This is a genomic window from Mycobacterium gastri (genome assembly GCF_002102175.1).
GTDB lineage: Bacteria > Actinomycetota > Actinomycetes > Mycobacteriales > Mycobacteriaceae > Mycobacterium > Mycobacterium gastri.
The window spans coordinates 133443-139442 of sequence record NZ_LQOX01000003.1 but is presented as its reverse complement, the minus strand read 5'-3'; the positions used below and the strand labels follow the sequence as shown (position 1 = coordinate 139442).

Genomic DNA, 6000 nt, shown 5'->3' with positions numbered 1-6000 from the left:
ACATCATGCTCGCTGAGCCAAACAGGTGGTCCCTAGCTGGTGGCAAACCAGTGGTCCCTTCCCGGTGGCAAATGACACCAATCTATGGCACTGCCCCCTGTTGAGTGCTAACAACTGAGTGCTATCACTGCGTGCAACCGATGTCATGAGGAGGACCCGCGATCGGCAAACTTGGCTTCCGGAGCGTTGTGATGCTCGGGATCAACTCGATAATCGGAGCCGGCATCTTTCTTACCCCCGGTGCGGTGATCAAGCTCGCGGGACCATGGGCGCCCGTCGCCTACATCCTGGCGGGTCTTTTCGCCGGCATCATGGCACTGGTCTTTGCCGGTGCGGCCAGATACGTCAAAACCAATGGCGCATCGTATGCCTATACGACAGCCGCTTTCGGGCAGAAAATCGGCATCTATGTCGGTGTGACCCACGCGATCGTCGCATCCATCGCCTGGGGCGTGCTGGCGTCGCTGTTCGTCTCGACATTGTTGAAAGTGACTTTCCCCGAGAAGAATTGGGCCGACGATAGCGAGCTGCTGAGCGTGAAGACGGCGACGTTTCTCGGGTTCATCGTCGTGCTGTTGGTGATCAACATTTTCGGTAACCGGGCAATCAAATGGGCAAACGGAACCTCGACGGTAGGCAAGGTTTCGGCGCTTTCCGTCTTTATCGTCGGCGGCCTGTGGCTCATCGTCACACATCACCCGAGCCATTACGGAACGGCAACTGCGCCAGGCGTTTACCAACCGGCCCGCTATGCTTTGTTCGGCGGGATTCAGCTCGCGCACGGTGCCGTCTCGGGATTGATCCTTGCCACTATCGCGGCGTTGTATGCATTCACCGGTTTCGAATCGATCGCCAACGCCGCCGAGGAGATGCATGAGCCGGAGCGGACGCTGCCGAAAGCCATACCGCTCGCGATCCTCGGTGTCGGCGCCGTCTACGTGCTTGCTGTCGCAGTGGCGATGCTGCTGGGATCGGACAAGGTTGTCGAATCCAACGCCACGGTGCGATTGGCTGCGGCCATCGACGACGGTCCGTTGCGCACGACCGTCATTTTCGGCGCCTTGGTCTCGATGTTCGGCATCAACGTCGCCGCCTCGTTCGGTGCGCCGCGCGTGTGGACAGCGCTGTCGGACACCCGGATCCTGCCGGCACGGTTATCGACGCAGAACCGATTCGGAGTCCCGATGATCGCGTTCGCGATCACGGCGTCGTTGGCGCTGGCGTTTCCACTGGCTCTTCGCTTCGATAGCGTGAACCTGATCGGGCTTGCGGTGATCGCCCGGTTCGTCCAGTTCATCATCGTCCCGATCGCTCTACTCGCGTTGGCCCGGACCACCGCCGGCAACCGGCCGACGGTGAAGCGAAACCCATTGACCGACAAAGTGCTACCGATAGCTGCCGTTACCGTCTCGGTGGCGTTGGCGGTGTCCTTCGACTACCGGACCATCTTCGCCACACCGCAGGGTGGCGCCAACTATTTCTCGATCGCGTTGATGGTGATCACGTTCTTGGTAGTGCCGGCGATCGCCTATCTGCACTACTACCGAACCTGCGATCGCTAGGTGCCGGGACGGCGCAGATCTGGCGCCCCATGGTGTAGGACGCAACCGCACGCGGTTGGAGTGTTCGCTATTCCCGCCTATCAGCAGTAAAGTCGTTGCAGGCCTTGGTTTGTCGCTACAAGCGGTCGTGGGGCTGCGCCCCGGTGTGGGGAGATGGAAATCGCATGCTGGTGCGGTTGGGTCGGTGGCTGGCGGCGCCGAGTGTGCGCTGACGGCTTTGAGTGTGCGCCGACGGCGCCGATCGTGCGCTGGCGGCGAGGAGTGTGCGCCGACGGCGCCGATCGTGCCGTCAGGGCGGCCGATCGCGGCAGTTCCCGCCCTCCATACACAGTCAAAGCCGTCGCCGCACACTCGATGCGGCGGTATGGCAGCCGCTTCGGCGAGCACGCGAGACATCCCCGAAAGCCGTATCAGCGTGCCGAAAACAGAACCAAGACGAGCGTCGGCATCCAAGGCTGGGCAGCCGACATCGTTGACCAGCGGCATTCGCGGACACCACGGAATTTCCGAGTGAGACGGGCAAATCGCATCACCTCCGCACCTGCCGAGGCACTCGACACCCGCATCGAGCGTCTCGGGCTCGGCCTACCGCTTGCCGGCGGCTGCTGGCAGTGATTCACAGCTTGAGAACACGACCCGCGATCAGCACGTGCACCTCGTCGCAAACGTTTGCCACCCGTTGGTTGATCGTGCCCAGCAGATCGCGGAACATCATCCCCGAACGATGGGCGGGCACCACACCTAAGCCGACCTCATTCGTCACCACGACCGCATCGGCCAGTTCGGTCAGTGCCGCGCACAACTCGTCCAGTCGTTCCTCGACCGCAGCGTAGGCTTCGGCGGTCGTAGTGTTCCACAACGCCTCACGATCCATGAGAGCCGTTAGCCAAGTGCCCAGGCAGTCCACCAGGACGGGACACCGGATGTTGGACAAAGCCATTGCGACGTCCGCGGTTTCGATCGTCAGCCAGGTCGGCGGGCGACGAGCGCGGTGTAGTGCGACCCGGGAATCCCAGTCCGGGTCGCTGCCATCGGCGCGGCGGCCCGGAGCGATGTAGACAGCCTCTACGGCATTGGCCAACAACGCTTCGGCGTGCGTGGACTTTCCCGAGCGGACTCCACCGGTGACCAGTATCCGCATCGCGTCATCGTAAGCACCTCGTTCGCGCGCAACCGACGATGACCGCCCGCGGGCTGGTGTGCTGGACTTTGTAGTTGGCAACGACGGCGGCCATGCTGCCCCGTCGCGACAATATCGTTGCCTACGAAGGTCAGTCGTGGGGCAGCGCCGAGTCGACGCCCCACGTGCCCGGCACCATCGGCGCGCGTGGGCTGCCGGGCAACGTATCGTCTGGGAGCGTGATCAACCCCGCGGCTGGTCTGGAACCGGACAGTTGCGTGGTCCCGGCGAACCCCAAGGTTCCTGCTCCCTGGTCTGGTGCGGCCGAGGTCGTCGGCTCGCTCGGGTCGTGCTCGCCGTCTGGGTCCAAATCCAGGTATTCATAACCGCGGCCGAGCCGTTTGGCTTTCACCCGTCGACGCCACTGCGGTCGAGGTTTTTCCTGAGGTGTGGCCGTGACCGCTGGGGCCTCGGCGCTGTCGGGTTCTGGCGCCTTCTTTCGGGAACTGGCGCTTGCGGGCCTCTTGGCATCCGCGCTCAGGCCACCCACCAGGTACCCGAAGTTTTCCATCCCCACACCGAGCGCCGCATCGCTCACCGGTGGCGCCGCGGAAGCCGGCGGCGGTGGTCCGGGCGCGGGCGCCTGGACGGTCACCTCCGCGGGCGCCTGAACCGGGGCCGTGGTAGAGGTCGGGGCGCTCGTGCTGAGGGCCGCAAGGGGCGGCGTGGTGGGTGTGACGGGCGGCGGCGGTGGCGGCACGGCAGTCAGCGCCACCAGCCCTTTGACACCGACTGGCGCCAGCACAGCACCCGCAGCCAACGGAACCAACGGGGCCGTCAGCAGCGGCACCACAACAGTGAGCAGCACCGCAGTCTGCTCCAACAGCGTCTTAAGCAGCGCAATCGTGTCGGTGACGACCGTGCCGATGGCTTCGACACCGGTGAACAAAATGGTGAAACCGATCGTCACGGGGTTACCCGTAGCGAAGGCCGCGGCGAGATCTGCCCCGATAAAGGTGAAGGTTTGTGACAACAGAGCCACATACGTTCCGATATCCATCGGGTAGCCAAGTGCGAACGCGATGTTCAACGGGCTCAGATAGGTAAGCGGGTTGCCGAGGATGACCAGGTAAGGGTCGATCCCCGCAAACATCGTTTGGAAGAACGGCAGGTTCGCCAGCCAATCGACGAACGGTTGAATGACATTGTTGTAGAAGTCGGTATACATCTGCCACACCCATTGCTCGAACTGGTGCAGCGGGTCCGAACTTGATATTCCTGCCTCAGCGGCCCTGACCAGCTCCGCGTCGGCTTTCATGATCGGCGGCGCCGGCGCGGCCTGCGGTGCGGCGACAACAGCCGCCGTCGAGACCGCGTGATAGGTGCCCATGACGGCGGCGGCCTGTACCCACATCCGTACATAGTCGGCCTCGTTGAGCGCGATCGAGATTGTGTTGATGCCGAAGAAATTTGTCGCCGTCAATACTGCGTGCGCGGCATGGTTGGCGGCCAGCTCCGCCAACGTTGGCATCGCAGCCACGGCGGCGGTGTAAGCGGTAGCCGCGGTTTGTTGCTGAGCGGCCCTTGCGGCGCTGTCGGTGCTGGCCTGCGTCAGCCAAGCAAGATAGGGGGCATGGGCGGCCACATAGTCTTCGGCGCTCGGGCCTTCCCAGCTGTCCGCCACCGCCCCGGCCACCACCGCGGCCAGCTCGTCTGCCGTCTCGGCGTAGGCAGTGCTCAACGAATCCCAGGCCGCCGCCGACGCCAGCAACGGACCCGGGCCGGGGCCGCTGTCCAGCAGCGCCGAATGCACCTCCGGGGGTGTAGCCAACCAGATGGGGGCGCTCATCACCAGCCGCCCGCGGGTGGATGCACCGACCGGCTGATCAGCAAGCGCTCGGCAGTGCCGCGGTCTGCCTCACCAACCGTGAACTCGCAGCGGCGCCGGCTCTTCGACGCCCCTACCTGCCGCGACGTCATGCTTGTGGCGCGAGATGCCGACGGCGCCGGCGAACGACACTGTGATCGGCGGTGCTAGACCAGCGTGCACGGTGCACCGCCGGCACCCGGTCAGCGTTTGGACGAGGATGGCGGAAGCCGAGCCGCCGGATATTCGCGTGCGTCATGACGTTCGCTCTCTCCGGGGTACACCGCCCCAGGTTCGCAGGGCACGATGACGCGAGTCTCCTGGCTCTCGGATCGCCGCTCGCCTCGCCTTCCAGCCCGTGGCCGTGGCCGATGAGGGTCGCTCCCCGATTACAGTGGCGGGACCGCGCCGGTTTCGCACCGGCTTCCTGCATTCGTCATCGCATTACACACAGCATCATCGCACCCCGGCAGCACCGTCGCCATCCCAACTCGTTGCCTGCGTTTGCCGTAAACGGTGACCGTCCTGTCGTCGCCCCGCAATTCCAACCCGCTGATCTTCACCGGCCGTGCGGTCACAGATCGACCAAACGGGGCCGAGCCCAGTGGTTTCGCGTCTGATGTCACGGGATCAGGCGACGCTGCCGCGATGTACCACCCACTCAAAGTCGGCGTCCTAGCTGAGTAATTCCCAACTGCTCGCCGAGTGTGCTCCGGCTGCGCCGAGCGTGCACTGGCGGCGGCGACACGCCGGGCGGCGCCGCCGTGGTTGCACTCTCGGCGTGCCGGCTTGTGAAGGATGTGGCTGAAGGGCACCGATGGACAGTTGTGAAGACAGACCTCGATGCCCTCCTGAGCGACCTGTCTGTGACGATCGATGACCACGTGGTGCACCCCGACCGGCGGCGCGCGCGACGGCCGAAGCAATCGACCGACGCCGAGCTGGTGCGCCTGGCCGTGACTCAGGCGCTGCTCGGCGCCCGCAGCGAACACCCTTGGCCGCGAATGTGTTACGGCCGACTCGGGCACCCGTTTCCCTACCTGCCGAAACAGCCCGGCTACCACAAGCGGGTCAAGGCGGCGCCACCGCTGATCTGCAAGGCCATGCTGTAGCTAGCCACCCAATGCCCGCCCTGGGCCGACGATCTACGCCTGATCGACGGCACCCCAGTGCCGTGCGGTGCGCCGCGGGAAACCGCGAAACGCTTCGAACTGGCCGGTGTCGCCAACTACGGGAACTGCGCCGCGCACTGCCGCTGGTTCTGGGGGTGAAGCTGTATCTGATCACCACCGCCGAAGGGATGCCCGTCGCGTGGTGTCTGGCCGACCCCAAAAACGGCGAACGAGAAGTCGCCGCAAAGCCTTTCGCGCACACCCGAGACCTCGGCGCGCTGCGCGAAAAGATGATTGCGCTGACCGACAAGGACCTATCCAGCACCGTACTCATCCAGT

At 64.5% G+C, this 6000-nt stretch carries 3 protein-coding genes, 1 pseudogene and 1 riboswitch; of the genes and pseudogenes, 2 read left to right on the top strand and 2 right to left on the bottom strand.

Annotated elements, in window-relative coordinates:
* Window positions 1-191: 191 nt before the first annotated feature.
* On the top strand, window positions 192-1562 hold the full coding sequence (locus AWC07_RS00770) for an APC family permease (protein ID WP_036411105.1): 1371 nt from the start codon (window positions 192-194) through the stop codon (window positions 1560-1562).
* A gap of 616 nt (window positions 1563-2178) precedes the next feature.
* Here AWC07_RS00770 and AWC07_RS00760 read toward each other — a convergent pair.
* On the bottom strand, window positions 2179-2703 hold the full coding sequence (locus AWC07_RS00760; RefSeq protein WP_036411101.1) for a bifunctional adenosylcobinamide kinase/adenosylcobinamide-phosphate guanylyltransferase: 525 nt from the start codon (window positions 2701-2703) through the stop codon (window positions 2179-2181).
* 130 nt (window positions 2704-2833) lie between these two features.
* Window positions 2834-4531, bottom strand: a complete 1698-nt coding sequence (locus AWC07_RS00755) for a PPE family protein (protein WP_036411099.1) — start codon at window positions 4529-4531, stop codon at window positions 2834-2836.
* A gap of 311 nt (window positions 4532-4842) precedes the next feature.
* A riboswitch (cobalamin riboswitch) is annotated at window positions 4843-5023 on the bottom strand.
* Window positions 5024-5376: 353 nt separating this feature from the next.
* Here AWC07_RS00755 and AWC07_RS29625 point away from each other — a divergent pair.
* Window positions 5377-5993: pseudogene (locus AWC07_RS29625) on the top strand (transposase family protein); the annotation flags it as partial.
* Between the last annotated feature and the right edge of the window lie 7 nt (window positions 5994-6000).

Excerpts from the sequence above, each read along its gene's own strand:
- AWC07_RS00770 (WP_036411105.1), top strand. The coding sequence starts at position 192 with ATGCTCGGGATCAACTCGATAATCGGAGCCGGCATCTTTCTTACCCCC.
- AWC07_RS00760 (WP_036411101.1), bottom strand. The coding sequence starts at position 2,703 with ATGCGGATACTGGTCACCGGTGGAGTCCGCTCGGGAAAGTCCACGCAC.
- AWC07_RS00755 (WP_036411099.1), bottom strand. The coding sequence starts at position 4,531 with ATGAGCGCCCCCATCTGGTTGGCTACACCCCCGGAGGTGCATTCGGCG.